This is a genomic window from bacterium (assembly GCA_035295165.1).
Lineage (GTDB): Bacteria > Sysuimicrobiota > Sysuimicrobiia > Sysuimicrobiales > Segetimicrobiaceae > JAJPIA01.
Genome location: DATGJN010000061.1, coordinates 27,768 through 44,483, shown reverse-complemented (window position 1 = coordinate 44,483; position 16,716 = coordinate 27,768). Strand labels below are relative to the sequence as shown.

15 protein-coding genes are annotated in these 16,716 nt (G+C 69.0%); 7 read left to right on the top strand and 8 right to left on the bottom strand.

From position 1 onward, the window contains the following. Positions 1-54: 54 nt before the first annotated feature. On the top strand, positions 55-1,917 hold the full coding sequence (locus tag VKZ50_09230; GenBank protein HLJ59900.1) for a M28 family peptidase: 1,863 nt from the start codon (positions 55-57) through the stop codon (positions 1,915-1,917). Here VKZ50_09230 and VKZ50_09225 read toward each other — a convergent pair. From VKZ50_09225 to ggt, 8 genes are all read right to left on the bottom strand, one after another. Beyond that, the gene (locus VKZ50_09225) at positions 1,826-2,791 is read right to left on the bottom strand and encodes a sugar kinase (protein ID HLJ59899.1); all 966 of its coding nucleotides are present in this window, start codon (positions 2,789-2,791) and stop codon (positions 1,826-1,828) included. The two genes, VKZ50_09230 and VKZ50_09225, sit on opposite strands and share 92 nt — an antisense overlap. Further along, the gene (locus tag VKZ50_09220; GenBank protein ID HLJ59898.1) at positions 2,788-3,450 is read right to left on the bottom strand and encodes a bifunctional 4-hydroxy-2-oxoglutarate aldolase/2-dehydro-3-deoxy-phosphogluconate aldolase; all 663 of its coding nucleotides are present in this window, start codon (positions 3,448-3,450) and stop codon (positions 2,788-2,790) included. The genes VKZ50_09225 and VKZ50_09220 overlap by 4 nt, the downstream gene beginning before the upstream one ends. Beyond that, complete coding sequence (locus VKZ50_09215) at positions 3,447-4,604, bottom strand: mandelate racemase/muconate lactonizing enzyme family protein (GenBank protein HLJ59897.1); 1,158 nt, start codon at positions 4,602-4,604, stop codon at positions 3,447-3,449. Before VKZ50_09215 ends, VKZ50_09220 begins: the two co-directional genes overlap by 4 nt. 43 nt (positions 4,605-4,647) lie before the next feature. After that, positions 4,648-5,547, bottom strand: a complete 900-nt coding sequence (locus tag VKZ50_09210) for a dienelactone hydrolase family protein (GenBank protein HLJ59896.1) — start codon at positions 5,545-5,547, stop codon at positions 4,648-4,650. Further along, positions 5,547-6,851 carry an MFS transporter gene (locus VKZ50_09205; GenBank protein HLJ59895.1) on the bottom strand — a complete coding sequence of 435 codons (1,305 nt, stop codon included), beginning with the start codon at positions 6,849-6,851 and terminating at the stop codon, positions 5,547-5,549. Before VKZ50_09205 ends, VKZ50_09210 begins: the two co-directional genes overlap by 1 nt. A gap of 69 nt (positions 6,852-6,920) precedes the next feature. After that, positions 6,921-7,547, bottom strand: a complete 627-nt coding sequence (locus VKZ50_09200) for a hypothetical protein (protein ID HLJ59894.1) — start codon at positions 7,545-7,547, stop codon at positions 6,921-6,923. Further along, positions 7,540-8,145: a nucleoside-diphosphate kinase gene (locus tag VKZ50_09195; protein ID HLJ59893.1), complete on the bottom strand. Its 606-nt coding sequence runs from the start codon at positions 8,143-8,145 to the stop codon at positions 7,540-7,542. Before VKZ50_09195 ends, VKZ50_09200 begins: the two co-directional genes overlap by 8 nt. An 81-nt stretch (positions 8,146-8,226) precedes the next feature. Beyond that, on the bottom strand, positions 8,227-9,849 hold the full coding sequence (gene ggt, locus VKZ50_09190; GenBank protein HLJ59892.1) for a gamma-glutamyltransferase: 1,623 nt from the start codon (positions 9,847-9,849) through the stop codon (positions 8,227-8,229). 87 nt (positions 9,850-9,936) lie between these two features. Here ggt and VKZ50_09185 point away from each other — a divergent pair, with 87 nt between their 5' ends. The 6 genes from VKZ50_09185 to VKZ50_09160 all read left to right on the top strand — a co-directional run bounded on the left by VKZ50_09185 (position 9,937) and on the right by VKZ50_09160 (position 16,617). After that, positions 9,937-11,100 (top strand): sialidase family protein, encoded by a 1,164-nt coding sequence (locus VKZ50_09185; GenBank protein HLJ59891.1) that lies wholly within the window; start codon positions 9,937-9,939, stop codon positions 11,098-11,100. Then, positions 11,097-11,777: an A/G-specific adenine glycosylase gene (locus VKZ50_09180; protein HLJ59890.1), complete on the top strand. Its 681-nt coding sequence runs from the start codon at positions 11,097-11,099 to the stop codon at positions 11,775-11,777. Before VKZ50_09185 ends, VKZ50_09180 begins: the two co-directional genes overlap by 4 nt. 843 nt (positions 11,778-12,620) lie before the next feature. After that, on the top strand, positions 12,621-13,679 hold the full coding sequence (locus tag VKZ50_09175) for an ABC transporter substrate-binding protein (GenBank protein HLJ59889.1): 1,059 nt from the start codon (positions 12,621-12,623) through the stop codon (positions 13,677-13,679). Between the two features lie 171 nt (positions 13,680-13,850). Further along, positions 13,851-14,699: an ABC transporter permease subunit gene (locus tag VKZ50_09170; protein ID HLJ59888.1), complete on the top strand. Its 849-nt coding sequence runs from the start codon at positions 13,851-13,853 to the stop codon at positions 14,697-14,699. Further along, positions 14,696-15,487 carry an ABC transporter permease subunit gene (locus tag VKZ50_09165; protein ID HLJ59887.1) on the top strand — a complete coding sequence of 264 codons (792 nt, stop codon included), beginning with the start codon at positions 14,696-14,698 and terminating at the stop codon, positions 15,485-15,487. Before VKZ50_09170 ends, VKZ50_09165 begins: the two co-directional genes overlap by 4 nt. Beyond that, positions 15,487-16,617 carry an ABC transporter ATP-binding protein gene (locus VKZ50_09160; protein ID HLJ59886.1) on the top strand — a complete coding sequence of 377 codons (1,131 nt, stop codon included), beginning with the start codon at positions 15,487-15,489 and terminating at the stop codon, positions 16,615-16,617. The genes VKZ50_09165 and VKZ50_09160 overlap by 1 nt, the downstream gene beginning before the upstream one ends. The last annotated feature ends 99 nt before the right edge of the window (positions 16,618-16,716 follow it).

Here is a 16,716-nt window from a genome sequence, read left to right as displayed (position 1 = left end):
GATGGACCCGGCTGCCCGCCGGCCCGTTGCCCGCCGACGTGAGGAGGGAGCGCGGTGATCGATCTGGAGGCCGTCTCGCAGTCCGAGTTGACGACGTTCAACCGCACGATCGCCCAATGGACGCGTCTGTCCGGCACGAGCGACGAGCGGGCCGCCGCCGAGTACGTCGCGCGGCAGCTCAAGGCGTTCGGCTACGCGACGCAGCTCGTCGTGCACGACGCGTACATCAGCCTGCCCGGCGCCGCGACGTTGCGCGTCACGAGCCCCGAGGCCCGGGCGCTGTCGGTGATCACCCACTCGATGGGCATGCCGACGCCTCGCGGGGGGCTCACCGCGGAGCTCGTCTATGCGGGGAAGGGCGGCGTGGACGAACACAAACGTGCGGGGGCCGCCGGTAAGTTCGCGCTCGTCGAGGGGCGCGCGACCCCGCAGCTCGCGGTGAACGCCACCGCGGCCGGCGTTGCGGGCATCGTCTGCATCAGCGGCCGGCACGCACACGAGATGTGCTGTTCGCCGGTGTGGGGGAACCCGTCGCGGCGGACGGCGGAGGAGCTGCCCGAGGTGGTGTTGCTCTCGGTGCACCGCGCGGACGGAGAGGCGCTGCGCGAACTCTGTCGGGCCGGTCGCGTGGACGTGCACGCCACGGCCGAGGTGCAGACCGGTTGGACCACGACCCCGATCGTTGTCGCCGATCTCACCCCCGGGCACGCTGAGGCTGAGGACCGATTCGTCCTGTTCTCGGGGCACCTGGACAGCTGGTACGTCGGCGCGATGGATAACGGCAGCGCGAACGCGACGATGCTGGAGGTCGCGCGCGTGCTGGCGCCGCATCGGAAGCGGTTGCGACGCGGGCTGCGGCTGGCGTTCTGGTCCGGTCACTCCCACGGGCGCTACTCGTCATCGGCGTGGTACGCCGACACGCACTGGCTCGAACTGCGCGCGCGCTGCCTGCTGCACGTCAACATCGACTCCGTGGGTGCGGTCGACGCAGACGACTTCGGCACCAACTCAATGCCGCAAACGGCCGGCGTCGCCAGCTGGGCGGTGCGCCGGGTCGCGGCGGCGGAGCTCGACGCCCACCGCGTCGGGCGCAACTCCGATCAGTCGTTCCTCGGCGTAGGGGTCCCCTCGATCTTCGGCTCGATCTCTCGGCAGGCCGACGGCACGCTCGGGTGGTGGTGGCACACGCCGCACGATACGCTCGACAAGATCGATCCGGCGCGGCTCGTGCGAGACGCCAAGATCTTCGTGCTGGCGCTCGACCGGATCCTGACGGATCCCGTGGTACCGCTCGACTACGACGCGGCGGCGACGGACCTGCGCGAACAACTGGCGCTGCTCGCGGGGGCGGCCGGCCCGTCGTTCGACCTCACGCCCGCCGTGGCAGCGGCATCCCGCCTGGAGACGCTGTGCCGGCGCCTGTCCCGCGCCGGCGCGCGCGGCCGGAACGGCGGTGCGCCGGCCGCGGCGATCAACACCTGCATCCATGCGCTGGGTCGGTCCCTGGTTCCCGCGACATACACGTCCGCGGGCCGGTACGCGCACGATCCCGCGCTCGAGACCGTGTTCCTGCCGGGCCTGCAACCGGCCGCAACGCTCCCGTCGATCGGTGGGGACAGCGACGCAGGCAGGTTTCTGCGCGTGGACCTCGTGCGGGCGCGGAACGCGGTGACGGACGCGATCCACCATGCGTGCCGCTCGGTCGAGGATTGCCTCGCGTCCCTCGCTGGGCCCGGCAAAGGCGCCGCCGGTGCGCGCCCCCGGCGGAAGCCCGCGCCGCGGCGTGCGGCCGGGTCGCGGCCGGCCCGCGCAACCGCGCGACGTGCTAGCGGCGGAAGCCGCCGGGCTGCCCGCCGAGCACGGCCTCAATCTCGGCGAGCGTCGCCCGGCACACGTCGCCGGGGTACGTCTGCTTGAGCGCGGCCATCGCGGCTCCGTAGCTCAGCCCGGCGTCGACGTCGCCCCGGAGGTAGCCGTACAAGAACCCGGAGGCGAACGCGTCGCCGCGCCCGATCCGGTCCACGACTTCGCCGGGATACGCGGCGTGCCGCCGCACCCCGGTGCCGTCGCGGGCGAGCGCGCCGGCCGCGCCGAGCGTCAGCACCAGCGTGCCGCAGTGGAATCGCTGGCGCAACGTGCCGGCGGTGGATTCCGGATCGCCCTCCACGCCGAACACCGCACGGGCGTCACGCTCGTTGAGGAAGACGACGTCGCGCTCGCGCAACAGGGGTTCCAGGACCTCGCGCGCCGCGGCCGGCGTCCACAGCGTGGCGCGATAGTTCACATCCAAGGAGACGCGGACGCGTCGCCGTTGCGCCTCGACGATCGCCCGCTCGACGAGCCGGCGCGGCCCGGTGCCGAGCGCCGGCGTGATCCCGGTGAGGTGAAGCAGGGAGGCGCCGTCGAGGACCGACCACGCGATCTCATCCGCGTCGATCTCCGAGAACGCCGAGTCCAGGCGATAGTACAGCACCTCGCCGCTCCGCGGTGGCGCACCCGGTTGGACGAATACGAGGCCGACCCGCCCTTGCGGCGCCCAACGGATGCCGTCGACGTTGACACCCAACCCCGCGAACGCGCTCGCGACGCGCCGGCCGAGCGGGTTCGCCGGAAGCCGCGACATCCACGCCGTCCGGACCCCGAGGGCGGCGAGGTTGGCGCACACGTTGGCTTCCGCGCCGCCGACCTGCACCGTGTAGGCGGCAGCCGTCTCCAAGACGTCCGCGCCGGGGGGCGTGAGCCGGACGAGCGCTTCGCCGATCCCGACGACGTCGAACCGGGCGGTGCTCACGCGCTCCCGCCCTGCCGGACCCCCTTGACCTGCGCGGTGATCACCTCGGCCCGCGCCCGCACCGCCGCGGCATTCACCGGCTGATCCGCGGGACCGACAAGGGCCGAGCCGATGCCGACCGCCGCAGCACCCGCCGCCAGCCACTCGCGGATGTTGTCGGGCCGCACGCCCCCGGTCGGCAGGAGGCGCACGTGCGGGAGCGGGCCGAGGAGCGCCCGTACGTGCGCCGGCCCGCCCGATTCCGCGGGGAAGATCTTGACGAGTTCGGCGCCGGCGTCCACCGCGGCGAGCACCTCAGTCGGCGTATACGCGCCGGGAACGGCCAGCACGCCGCGCCGCCGCGCGACCTGAACCATCCCGGGGCAGAGCGCCGGGCTCAACAGGAACTGCGCCCCGGCGTCCACGGCGGCGTCGGCCGTCGCGGCGTCGGTGACGGTGCCGGCGCCGATGAGGATCTCCGGAAACCGCTCGCGGAGCGATCGGATCACGGCCGGCGCGTCGGGGACGGTGAACGTGATCTCGATCACGTCCATCCCGGACGTCGCGAGGATCTCCGCGACGTCCGCCGCCCACGCCGTGGAGCGCGTGCGGACGATCGGCACGACCCGCCCGCGCAGGATCGTCGCGAGGGCCTCGTGGGCGTCGACGGCGGCGCTCATGGGACGGTCTTCGCCTGCCGGCGCTGCCAATCCTCGGCGAACAGGTTGAAGTGTTGCCGGCGGTACGGGTGGGCTTCGATCACGTCCTCGTTCAGCGTCACGCCCAACCCGGGGCCGGTCGGGAGGCGGAAGTAGCCGTCGGTGACCTGGGGGAGCCCCAACGCGGTGTCGTTGACGAACGGTTCCGCGAAGTCGTTGAAGTACTCCTGGATCTTCAAGTTCGGGATGCACGCGGCCAATTGGAGCACTGCGGCGGTCCCGACCGGGCCGCTCACGTTGTGGGGGGCCACGACGAGGCCGTACGCTTCGGCCATCGCGGCGATCTTCTTCGTCTCGAGCAGCCCGCCGCAGTGGGTGAGGTCGGGCTGCAAGACGTCGGCGACGTTCTCCGCCAGCAGATCCCGGAACGCCGCCCGAGTGTGGAGCCGCTCCCCCGTGGCGATCGGGATCGTGGTGTGCGCGGCCACGCGCGCCAGCGCGCCGGGTTGGTCGGGCGGCACCGGTTCCTCGATCCACCCCGGCGCAAAGCGCTCGAGGTCGCGGGCGAGCGCCGTCGCCTGGGACGCCGTGAATCTGCCGTGCATCTCGACGAACAGCTCGACCTCGGGGCCGACCGCATCCCGCACCGCCTCGACGAGCGCAACCGATCGCAGGTGCTCGTGGCGCTCCAGTTCACCGGCCCCCGCCCCGAACGGATCGAACTTCATGGCGCGATAGCCGCGGGCGACGACCCGGCGCGCCGCCGCGGCAAACTCGTCCGGCGTGCGGGCCACCTGGTACCAACCGTTTGCGTACGCCTTGATCTTGTCGCGGCAGGCTCCGCCGAGCAGTCGGTACACGGGTTGACCGACCGCCTTGCCGATCAGATCCCAACACGCCATCTCGACGATCGCCAGCGCGGTCATCTCGACCGCCGCCGGTACCTCGTAGTCGTTGCGCGTTACCCGCAGGAGCAGATCCTCGATGTTGAAGGGGTCGCTGCCGATCACGTAGCGATGGACGGCGGTCTCCAGGTACGCGGCAACCGCCTCCTCCCGGTTGACGGGGCGGGCCTCGCCGATGCCTTCCAGCCCGTCGTCGGTCCGCAGACGGGCGAGCACGAAGTTCCGCCACGACGATCCCATGACGTAGATCTTGACGTCTGCGATCCTCATCGCACCCTCCCGCGCGGTGCCGATGCCCGGTCTGCCGGAGCGCCTAGCTCTGGAGATACTTGTTGAACCAGTCCAAGGTGAGCTTCCAGGCGTCCTTCGCGGCGTCGGCGACGTAGGTCGTGCGGGCGTCGTCGAAGAACCCGCGGCCGGCCTTCGGCTCGACCTTGGACTGCCAGACGATGCCCGCCTTCTTCGTCGCGTCGTCGAACCCCTGAAGGCCGTCGGTGGCGGACTTGTCGTCGTCGCCGAACAGCGCGAGCACCGGCGCGGTGATCTGCGGCGCGGCGGTCGGATCCGGCGTTTGCGAAGGGAAGACGACCGCGGCTTTGATGTCCTTGTTCGCGTTGATCAAGAACAAGGTCAGGCTCGCGCCGAGTCCAAATCCGATCACCCCGATCCTTGTCTTCGACACCTGGGGTCGCGCCTCCAGATAGCGGATCGAGGCGTTCAACTCGTTGAGATAGTCCGTCGCGGACATCGCTTCCAACGCGGCGATGACCTTTGCCTGCTCCCCCACTTTCGCGGTGCCTCCGAGCCGGGACAGCAGGTCCGGAGCGAGCGCCGTGTAGCCCACCCGTGCAAACCGCCGCGCCACATCGCGGATGTGCTCGGTCAGGCCGATGGCGTCGTGCAGGACCAGAATGCCCGGATAGGTCTCGCCGCCGACCGGCGCCGCGAGATACCCCTGCATCGTGCCGATGAGCCCAGGATACTCCACGGCGCTGGCCGTGATCGCGGGGTCTTGAGGCGAGACCGTGACGGCCTTGGCGTCGGCCTTGTTCGGGGGTGACCCGGGCGGCGGGGGCGGGGCGGCCGGGGCCGCCCAGACGGTCCGCCCGGCGAGATCCGCAAGCAACGCGGCGCCCGCCGCGCCCGCGGCGAACGCTTGCCGGAGTAGCGTCCGACGTCCCAGTCGCGATCCTGCGAGCAGCGGGTGAACCATCACCGTTCTCCTGCCTGCGCGTCCGCGCCGCTGGTAGACATACGTGATCCGCTCGGCATCGGGTTCCACCTCGGATGGGTGTCCTTCGGGAGGATCAGCGCGATCGCGAGGGCTGCGATGGGTAACAATGTGGTGATGTCCATGGCCCTCAACACGCCCCACCGGTCGGCGACGACACCGAGCGCGGTCGTCCCGACCCCGCCCATGCCGACGGCGAACCCGATGATCAGCCCCGAGATCAGGCCGATCCGGTGCGGGATCGCGTTTTGCGCCATGACCATCGCGACCGCAAACGTGCTCACGACGGCCATGCCGGAGATCAGGGCAGCGAGCATCGGCCACGCCCCCATGGTGCGCGGAATCAGCCAGAGAAACGGCGGCAGCACTGCCATCGAGATGATGAGCATGCGGCGATGCCCCCACCGATCCGCGGCCATCCCGCCCAGCAGTGTGCCGATCCCGCCGGCGCCCAGGAACACGCTGACGAGCACGCCGGCGTAGGTCGCGTTCATGTGCCGGATTCCCGTGAAGTACAGCGGGATATAGCTCGCGGTGCCCACCTGGACCCACGACCGCAGCACCACAAATGTCACAAGCAGGCCGACGATCCAGACCGCCCCGCGGGACATCCCGGTCCGCATCGACTCCCGCGAGCGGACGGGCGCCGCGGCGATCGCGTCGCCGCCGGGTGCCGACGCCGCCCACGGTGACACGATGCGCCACATCAAGATCGCGCCGATGATCGCGAACGGAAGGATGTAGGTGATCCCGTACTTCCCCCACACGGTGATTGCGATGCTGGTGGCCGCCGGGCCGAGGCCGTAGCCGAGGTTTCCCCCGACCGAGAAGTACGACATCCCGGTCGCGCGGCGGGGGCCGCTCGCAAGTCCCGCATGTTTGTACCCTTCGGGGTGGAACGCGGCGACCCCCAGTCCGGAGACGAAGATCATCGCTACCACCATCGCGTAGTGCTGGGCCGCGACCGCCAGGACCATGCCAGCGCTCGCGACCAGCGCACCTACCGGCATCAGCCAATGCATCTTCACCCGATCGCTCAGCACGCCGAACACCGGCTGGATCACCGACGAGCTGACGTTCGCGAGCAGGACGATCAGTCCCAGCTCCGTGTACGAGAGATGATACTCTGTCCGGAACACCGGGAGCAGGGCGGGGAGGCCCCCCTGTGAGAGGTCGGTGGCGAGATGGCCGTAGCTGAGGGTCGCGAGAATACGCCGATTCACGAAATCGTGTTCGACGGGCCGCGCCCCCGCCCCTGGGCGGACGGCCCGCCGGCGCGCAGTCATGGGACCGCGCCGCGGATGCGCGGGGAGGCGGCGACCGGGCGGCGAGGTCGCTTGCGGACTCGCGGGCTCCTACGGGGCGGCGACGGTCACGCTCGCGGCCGTTGTGTCGGTCACGCTCGCGCCGGCCGGTACGATGACGTGTCCGCCGCTGACGAGCGCGCCGACCAACTGGCCGGTCGGGCGTGCCGCGAGCGCATCGGCAACGCTCGTGCGTTTGCTCACGACCATTTCTTTCGAGACCACGAGATCTCTGAGCACGATCGGGTGGCCATCGGTGCCGTTTACCCTGAGGAACCCGATCACCACCTTGTCGCGTGTTCCGAACGTGTCGGGCCTGGTTACCTGCGTGACGATGCCGGACACCGGGGCGCCCGCCCGGATGGCGACGTGCCGCCCCCCGATCACGTCCGCCGTCACTCTGAGGCCGACCCGCGCGCCTTGAGTGACCGTGCTCGAGTCCACGCGCGTCACGAACCGCACACCCACCCTGGTTCCCGCTGGCACGTAGATGGCGGTGGCGGCCCATGCGGGCGGCGGAAGCCGCAGCAGCGCCGCGGCCAGCATCGAAACCCCGACACGAATCGCCAGATGGCGTTGCATGCGCGCGCGTTCGCGAGGCGCCGGGTTGGATCCGCCCCGCACGACGACGTCCGTCTTGATTGTTCCCCGCGCGGGGAACAACAACACGCTAGGCACCGGGCTCCCCGAACATCACGCCCTCGTCCGCGCGACGGTACGAGTGGATCTCCGAGGGCGCAAACCACAGCCCGATCTCGTGCGCGGCCTCCTCGACGGTCCCGGAGGCGTGGATCAGGTTTCGGACGGGTCGGCGCCCCGCGTTCGCCGCGGTCGGGGCGTCCGCCGAGAAGTCCCCGCGGATGGTCCCAGGTGCGGCGAACACGGGAAGCGTGTTGCCGACGACCTTGCGCGTGATGCTGACGGCGTGCACCCCTTCGAGGACAGCCGCGACCACAGGAGACGTCTGCATGAAGTCGATCAGCCATTCGCGGACCCGCCGGCCGATTTCCAGCGGGTCGTCCGTGCCCATCACCTGCGTCACGTCCATGCCGTAGCTTTCGAATGCTTCGCGGGTCTTGCCGCCGATGGTGCGCACCCACTCCTCGTCGGTCGTGTAATGACGTTCCAGGATGGAGCGCTCCGCCCGTACCAACTTCAACGCGACGACCTTGAGCCCGACGCGTTCCAGGCGTGCGAGGATCTCGCCGGTCAATGCGCGCTGGACGCCGTCGGGTTTGATCAGAATCAGCGTGCGTTCGTTGCGGATCTCCTGCATTCGTCCCTCCGTATTGCGTGATGACGATCGGTGCGCACGGGGCCGCGTCGGCTGCGCCGTCGCGTTCCTTCGCGACGGCGTCTAGAACCCGACCGCGCAGCCGTCGGCGCGGGGGTCGGACGCCCCCCCGTACACTCGCCGCTGCGGATCCCGCGCGATGACTTGGACGCCGCCGGTCGTCACGCGCGGGGCGACCACGTGATGTCCCAGGCGGCGGAGGCCCTCATAGGTGTCTGCCGGGAACCCCGCTTCCATCCGGAGCTCAAACGGCGACGAGATCGTGGCCGGGTCGCTGGCGGGAAAGCTGAACCAGCGGGGACACTCGATGGCGGCCTGAATGTTCATGCCGTGGTGCACGATGGCGCTCCAGACCTGGAAGTCCCACTGCGGCTGACCGTCTCCGCCGCGGGTCGCCCACGCCAGGTAGGGCGCGCCGGCGCGCGTCGCGAGGAACGCCATCAGAGTGTGCATCGTACGTTTGCCTGGAGCGATGATGTTGGGGTGCCCGGGCACCAGCGAGAAACCGCGCCCCGCGCGATTGTTGAGCAGAATGCCGGTGCCGTCGACGACCTCGGCGCAGCCGAACGGGGCGGACAGGCTCGTGATGTAGCTCGCGACGTTGCCCTCCGCGTCGGCGACGACGAACGCCGTCGTCTCGCCAGCGTGTTCGTGAATCGACCCGGCCGCAACTGACGTCTGGGCGCGGAGGGGATCGAGCGCCCGGCGCCGCTCCCGCGCGTGCTCGGCGCTGAGGAGGCGGTCGAGCGGATTCTGGATGAACCGGGGATCGCCGACGTACGCCACGCGATCCGCGAACGCGAGCTTCTTCGCCTCCACGGCGAGGTGGATCGCCTGCGCCGATCCCCACGGAAGCGCGCCCAGGTCGTCCTGCGCGAGGATGTTGACCATTTCGAGCATTACGAGCGCCTGCGAGGGCGGGGGCGTCGCGTGGATGACGAGGTCGCGGTACGTCGTCGAGATCGGATCGGCGAACTCCGAGCGATGGGTGGCGAAGTCCCTGGCGTCGAGGAGTCCCCCGCGGGCCCGCGCGTAGTCGACGATGCGCGCCGCGAGCCCGCCTTCGTAGATCGCGCGCGGGCCCTGCTCGGCGACGGTACGCAGAGAACTGGCGAGATCAGATTGGACGAGAATTTCGCCGACGCGTGGCGGGCGTCCGTGCGGCAGGTACACGCGAGCGGAAGACGGGTACTGGGCCAGCGCCGCAGCCCCCTCCTCGAACCAACCGCCTAGTCTTTCCGTGATCGGGAAGCCGGCGTCCGCGTAGCGGATCGCCGGCTCGAGGAGCCGGCCGAGCGAGAACCGGCCGCTGCCCCAGCGCTCGAGCGACGCGGCCATCGCGTCCACCGCACCGGGTACCGACGGGGCGAGCATGCCCGCCAGCGGCATCGTCTGGTGGCCGCGCGAGGTGAAATACTCCGGCGTCGCAGACCGCGGCGCGACCCCGCTGCCGCACAGCGCGAGCACGCGGCCGGACGACGCCTGATAGTACACGATGAACGTATCGCCGCCGAGCCCCGTCATCATCGGCGTGACCACGCCGAGCACACCGGCCGCGGCGGTCGCCGCGTCGATCGCATTGCCGCCTTCCTGCAGGACCTGCAGGCCCGCGACCGACGCCAACGGGTGGTCGGTGGCGATCATGCCGCGCTGGGCGAGGACGACGCTGCGTCCCTGATCGGTCATCACGAGTGGGTCTCCACGACGTCACTAGATTACACTACATCGTCACGAAAGTCCCCCCGGCGCAGGGATGGGCTGAGGCGTTCGCCAATGTCCCCCCTCGTGCGTGCTCCTCGCTGCCTCGCGCCTCTCGTATGGCTCGCTGTTGCGTACGTTGCGGTTCCCGTCCGCGCGGCACCGCCGCCGGCGACCGTCGTTGCGGACGGCGTCACCGAGGACGCCACGGCTTCCAACAACCAGGTCAAGCTCGTGCGGGACGCGGCCGGTCTTGTCGTCGCGTACGTCGGTACGGGCGCCGGCGGCGCGCAGATCTACCTCGCGCGTTCCGCGGACGGCGGGGCGCACTGGACGAAGCTGGCGCAGGCCAGTGACGGGCCGGCGCCGTCGCGTCTGCCCGCGATCGCGCTCGACGCATCGGGCCGGCTCCACCTCATGTGGACGCGCTACGACGACGGCGTGGGCAAGATCTACTACCGCGTATGGGCCGACCGGTGGGTCGGGCCACAGCAGCGGATCTCACCGCCGAACGGCTACGCCGGGTACCCTGGGCTCACCGTGGACCGGGCCGGATACCCTCACGTGGTGTGGTACGGCATTCGCGGCGGCGGCGCGGCGCTGTACACGCGACACGGGTCGATCTACGAGATCTACTACGCCGGGTTTGACGGGCGCGCGTGGTCCGACCCGCTCTTGATTTCCACCGGGGTTCCCGACTCGGTGAACGCGGCGATCGCCGCCGGACCCGGCGGCCGGTTGTTCGCCGTCTGGTACCAGTATGACGGCCGAACCTACCAGATCCGCTACGCCGAGCGCGATCGGACATGGACGGCGCCGGAGGGCGTGTTCCACACGCCGTCCGACGAATTCAACCCGGACCTCGCGGTGGACGCCGGGGCCCAGGTCTCGCTCGCGTGGGAGCACCACACCGACCTCAACTCGATCATCGAGTACGCGCGGCGGGTCGGCGGCCGGTGGCAGGGTCCCGTGACGCTGTCGGCGAGCGGCTCGCCGGCGCGGCACCCGTCGGTCGCCGTCACGTCCACGGGCGTGGTGTACGTGGCGTGGGACCAGGACGACGGACAGATCTACGCACGGCGCTACGGAGGGATGTGGGGCCCTGTGCTCCGGCTCACCGCGGACGGCGGCAATTCGTTCCCTGCGGTCGCCGCCGACGGGGCGGCCGCCGCCGTGGTCTGGACGCACACGAGCGGCCACCGGTCCAGCGTCGACTACGCGCGGGTCGCGCCCAAGTGAAGCGCCGCGGGTCTGACCGGATCGCGGTAACGTCGGCCCGGCGCCTGGCGTTCCAACGCCGACTGCTCGCGTGGTACCGGCGTCACCAGCGCGACCTGCCTTGGCGACGTACGCGCAACCCGTATCACATCCTGGTTTCGGAGATCATGCTGCAGCAGACTCAGGTGCCGCGCGTGATCCCGAAGTATCGTGAGTGGCTGCGTCGGTATCCCTCCATTAAAGCGCTTGCGGCCGCGGGGACGCGCGAGGTGCGCGAGGCGTGGTACCCGCTCGGGTACAATGTGCGGCCGATCCGGCTGCGGGAGATCGCCCGCGAGGCCGTTCGCCGGCATGGCGGCCGCCTCCCACAGACGCGGGAAGAACTGTTGGCGCTCAAAGGGATCGGGCCGTACACCGCCGGCGCGGTGCTGAGCTTCGCGTTCCGGCAGGACGCGCCGATCCTCGATACCAACGTGCGCCGCGTGCTACGGCGGGTCTTCGCCGGTGACCGCGCACGCCCGTCCGAACGAGCGCTGTGGGCATTGTCCGCTGAGGTGCTGCCCCGCGGCCGCGCCTATGACTTCAACCAAGCGCTGATGGACCTCGGCGCGACGGTGTGCACGGCGCGACGTCCCCGCTGCGGCCGGTGTCCCCTCGCGGCGCGCTGTGCATCGTACCCGATGGACGCGGCCCCGTGACATTGACACGGCCTCGACCGTCTCTTGCGGGTCTCTTCTCGGTTTCTTTGCCGTGTACGCGACGGAATTTAACAATGGTCCGGTAGGTTAGGGTGAGGATCGACGGATGATGCGCGACGAGCGTGCAGGGGCATTCTGCCTCGGCGTTCCGCGCGGGACACCCGGGGCACCTCACCCTCCAACGATGGTCACGCCTGGAACGATCACGCATGGGCCATCGTGGAGCGGGGACGACACGGGCGATGCAGCCGCGCGGGCGGCTGCGCCTCACGGTGCCGCGACGCGAGAGGGGATGGTAGTGTTTGATGGGAGCGGGGATAGGCTTCGCGGAACCACCGATGAAACGTCTCGTTGCGGCGTCAGCCATCGTTCCTTCTGATTGTTCATGCTCACGACAGCCGCTTCGCAGGGTACCTTGACGGCGCCGCCGAACCGCCGCCCGCTTCTCGGGGCGCGGCCGCTTAGACCTGAACGGTCCCACATGTCGGACGCGCTTCCCTCGTGCCGCCCGTAAATGTTTCCGAGATCGTCGACGCGGACCAGGCACCCTGCCTCCCGACGCCGGCGTACGCCACCGGGTTCGTCTTCCCACCCAGAATCAGGGCCTCCTCGGACGGGACTCACGCCCCCGGAGGCGATCGGCAGAAGGCGCTGGCAAGAGCAGCGTGGACACTCCTAACCAAACTGCGAAGAGCTCTTGCTCTCACCACGGCAGGTGAACAAGAGGGGAAAGGGAAAAGCAAGACGAAAGGTCGGAGCCACACTTCGGGCCGACCTTCAACGAGGGGGGGCAGCATGAAGCTCAAGTGGACATGGATGTTCTCGCTAACGACGCTGGTTGTCATGGCGCTTGTTTCAGTCGCGGCCGGACAGACAGGCATGAGCCAGCTCGTTGCGGCCGCCAAGCAGGAAGGTCAACTCACGGTGATCGCGCTGCCGCATGACTGGTGCGGGTACGGCGACGTCATCAGCGCCTTCAAACAGAAGTACGGGCTGACGGTGAATGAGCTCAACCCCGACGCCGGCTCGGGCGACGAAATCGAGGCCATCAAAGCCAACAAGGGCAACAAGGGCCCGCAGGCGCCGGACGTGATCGACGTGGGCTTGTCGTTCGGCCCGTCGGCGAAGGCGGCCGGGCTGCTCCAGCCCTACAAGGTTTCTACGTGGGCCTCGATCCCGAACTCGCAGAAGGACGCAGCAGGTTATTGGTACGGCGACTACTACGGCGTGCTGGCGTTCGAGGTCAACGCCGACATGGTGAAGGCACTCCCGCACGACTGGTCAGACCTGCTCAAGCCCCAGTACAAGAATGCGGTCGCGCTGGCCGGTGACCCGCGCTCCTCGAACCAGGCGATTCAAGGGGTGTTTGCGGCGGGCCTCTCGGCGGCGAAGGGCAGCGTGAGTGCGGCCGCGGGTGCCGGGTTGAAGTTCTTTGCCGATTTGAACAAGCGCGGTAACTTCGTCCCGGTCATCGGCAAAGCCGCCTCTCTCGCCCAGGGCGCCACGCCGGTCATCATCCGTTGGGACTACAACGCGCTCGCCGACCGCGACACGCTGAAAGGCAACCCGAAGGTCCAGGTCATTGTGCCCGCAAGCGGCGTCGTGGCCGGCGTGTACGTCCAGGCGATCAGCGCATACGCGCCGCATCCGAACGCAGCGAAGCTGTGGATGGAATACCTGTATTCGGACGCAGGCCAGCTGGGCTGGCTGAAGGGCTACTGCCACCCGATTCGCTTCCAGAACCTGGTGAGCAGCGGCAAGGTGTCGGCTGATCTGATGGCAAAACTCCCCCCTGCGGCAGGCTACGCCAAGGCGGTCTTCCCGACGCTCGCGCAGCAGGGCGCAGCGAATCAAATCATCACGAAGCAGTGGGACACCGTCGTCGGCGCGAACGTCAAGTAGCGTCCAGATCCTGCTCGCGCGTCTGGGTCCGGACAGGTTGGACGTGAACGCAAGATCCTGCCCGCGCCCCTTCCCCCGGCGCGCCGGGGGAAGGGGCGGCGCGCGGAGGACTCGCTTGTGGCGCAGGTAGTCGGCCCGGCCCTCGGCCCTTCGCTCACCGCGCCGTCATCGATCGGCCGGGTGTCGTGGGCGTGGGTGGGTGTTGTTCCCTTCTTCGTCTTTGCGATCATGTTCCTGATCGTGCCCACCGGGTTCTTGGCGGTCGGCGGCTTTCGAGACAGCCAGGGCCATTTCACCCTCCGGAACCTCGTGGATTTGTTTGAACCGACCATCCTGAGCTCCTATCTGATCAGCGTCAAGATCAGCGCGGCCTCGGCGATCGGCGGGGCGGTTGTCGGCTTCGCCCTCGCCTATGCGGCCGTCGCGGGTGGCCTGCCCGCGTGGGTGCGGCCGACGCTCATGACGTTCTCGGGCGTCGCCTCGAACTTCGCCGGGGTCCCGCTCGCCTTTGCCTTCCTCGCCACGCTGGGACGCACCGGCCTGGTCACGGCACTGCTGAGCCAGATTTTCGGGTTCGATCTCTACAGTACGGGGTTCAACCTGCTGAGTTTCGCGGGCCTGGCGCTGACCTACATGTATTTTCAGATTCCGCTCATGGTCCTGATCATCGCCCCGGCGATCGACGGGCTGAAGCGGGAATGGCGCGAGGCCTCGGCCAATCTCGGCGCGAGCGCGTGGCAGTATTGGCGCTACATCGCGCTCCCGGTGTTGTGGCCGCCGTTGCTCGGAGCGACACTGCTCCTCTTCGCGAATGCATTTGGCGCGGTGGCCACGGCATACGCCCTGACCGGCAGCTCGCTGAACATCGTCACGCTCGTGTTGTACGCACAGATTCGCGGCGATGTGCTGCACAACCAGAACCTTGGCTACGCGCTCGCGTTGGGCATGATTTTCATGACGGGCATGTCGAACGCGGTGTATATCTGGCTGCGCGGGCGCAGCGAGCGGTGGCTGCGATGAAACGCAATCGCCTCGGGCCGTGGTTGATCATGCTCGCCGGCGCGCTCTATTTCTTCGTCCCGCTCCTGGGAACGTTCGAGTTTTCGCTTCGCTACCTCCGCGGCGTATACAGCTTCGAAGCCTACCGCATCGTGCTGGCGGACCCGCGGTTCGGCGCGACGCTGACCTATTCGACCGTGCTGGCGGTTGCTACCATCATCGGGGGGGTCGTCCTCGTGGTGCCGACCGCCTACTGGATCCAGCTGCGCACGCCCAAACTGCGGCCCCTCGTGGAGTTTATCACGCTCCTGCCGCTGGTCATTCCTGCGATCGTGCTCGTGTTCGGCTACCTCCGGATCTACAACAGTGCGTCGGTCCTGCCGTTGACGGGCAGCGAGCGCACCACGGACCTGTTGCTGATGTTTAGCTACATGACGCTGGCCCTGCCGTACATGTACCGCGCGGTCGATACCGGACTGCGCGCCATTGATGTGCGCACCCTCACGGAGGCGGCACACAGCTTGGGGGCCGGGTGGCCCACGATCCTGTTCCGTGTCATTCTCCCCAACGTGCGGGTCGCGGTGCTGAGCGGCGCGTTTCTGACCTTCGCCATCGTGATCGGCGAGTTTACGATGGCGAGCCTTCTGGATCGACCGGCGTTCGGTCCCTATTTGCAGCTCATGGGCGCGAATCGCGCCTACGAGCCGTCGGCGCTGGCCGTCATCAGTTTTGCGATCACGTGGGCGTGCATGGGTCTCCTTCAAGTGTTCGCGGGACGCACCCCCGGGCAGTTGCCGGCGGCGCACTAATGCCAGACGACGCGGGCGGGCGGCAGCCGGCGGAGATCGGCGGCGCGGAGCCGGGGACACCCTTCCTCGAGATCGACAATCTCCAAAAGAAATTCGCGCAGACGACGGCCGTCGAGCACGTTCAGTTGAAGGTGACTCGCGGAGAGTTCGTCTCGCTGCTCGGCCCCAGCGGGTGCGGGAAAACCACGACGTTGCGCATGATTGCCGGGTTCGAGGCGCCCTCGTCGGGTGCGATCCGCGTTGACGGGGTGGATATCACGCACAGACCGCCGCACCAGCGCCACGTCGGGATGGTGTTCCAGTCCTACGCGCTGTTCCCGAACATGACGGTTGGCGAGAATATTGGGTTCGGGTTGCGGGTGGCGAAAAAACCCGTCGCCGACATCAAACGGCGCGTCGACGAGATGCTCGACCTCATCAAGCTGCCGGCGCTGAAGGGCCGCTACCCCTACCAGCTCTCCGGCGGACAGCAGCAACGGGTGGCCCTGGCTCGCGCGCTGGCGATCCAGCCGCAGCTGCTCCTCCTCGACGAGCCGCTCTCAGCGCTCGACGCGAAGATTCGCGTGGTGCTGCGAAACGAGATCCGCTCGATCCAGCGGACGCTGGGGATCACCACGATCTATGTCACGCATGACCAGGAAGAGGCGCTCTCCCTCTCGGACCGCATTGTGGTGATGAACAACGGACGCGTCGAGCAGGTCGGCACACCGTTCGAGATCTACAACTTCCCGCGGACGTCGTTCGTGGCGTCGTTTGTCGGCACCCTGAACGTGCTCCGAGGCCAGGTCGCCGACCCGGCGGGCGGCAAGATCGTGGTCGACGGACAGGAGGTTATCGCGGCGCGAGGGCTGGAGCGCACGCACGCGGGCGACGCGTGCTCGGTGGCGCTTCGCCCCGAAGTCGTCTCGTTCGGCGAGGCGGCGAGCGACGGGAACCGGATGCACGGGACGGTCGAAGAGGTCAACTTCCTCGGCTCCGTCGTGCGGATTCGTGTGCGCTTCAAGGACAACGCGATCTCGCTGGACACGTTCAACAACCCCAGGCTCGCCCTGCCGCAGCGGGGGCAAACACTCACCGTGAGCTTTCCGCGCGAAGCCGTCCTCGCGCTCGAAGCGCCGTCTTCGACGTAGGGGCGAGCTCCGTCTACACGATCGCCAGCTTCCCGGCGCCGATCTCGCCGTCATGCGGCCGCGGATCAATGCGGCGGCTCCACGAGCACGGCGGAGTCT

Bases quoted from the DNA above. Each gene is read 5' to 3' on its own strand.
- ggt (HLJ59892.1), bottom strand. From the start codon at position 9,849: ATGACCGATCAGGGACGCAGCGTCGTCCTCGCCCAGCGCGGCATGATC.
- VKZ50_09160 (HLJ59886.1), top strand. From the start codon at position 15,487: ATGCCAGACGACGCGGGCGGGCGGCAGCCGGCGGAGATCGGCGGCGCG.
- VKZ50_09205 (HLJ59895.1), bottom strand. From the start codon at position 6,851: ATGACTGCGCGCCGGCGGGCCGTCCGCCCAGGGGCGGGGGCGCGGCCC.
- VKZ50_09175 (HLJ59889.1), top strand. From the start codon at position 12,621: ATGGCGCTTGTTTCAGTCGCGGCCGGACAGACAGGCATGAGCCAGCTC.
- VKZ50_09165 (HLJ59887.1), top strand. From the start codon at position 14,696: ATGAAACGCAATCGCCTCGGGCCGTGGTTGATCATGCTCGCCGGCGCG.
- VKZ50_09215 (HLJ59897.1), bottom strand. From the start codon at position 4,604: ATGAGGATCGCAGACGTCAAGATCTACGTCATGGGATCGTCGTGGCGG.
- VKZ50_09220 (HLJ59898.1), bottom strand. From the start codon at position 3,450: ATGAGCGCCGCCGTCGACGCCCACGAGGCCCTCGCGACGATCCTGCGC.
- VKZ50_09210 (HLJ59896.1), bottom strand. From the start codon at position 5,547: ATGGTTCACCCGCTGCTCGCAGGATCGCGACTGGGACGTCGGACGCTA.
- VKZ50_09185 (HLJ59891.1), top strand. From the start codon at position 9,937: ATGTCCCCCCTCGTGCGTGCTCCTCGCTGCCTCGCGCCTCTCGTATGG.
- VKZ50_09195 (HLJ59893.1), bottom strand. From the start codon at position 8,145: ATGCAGGAGATCCGCAACGAACGCACGCTGATTCTGATCAAACCCGAC.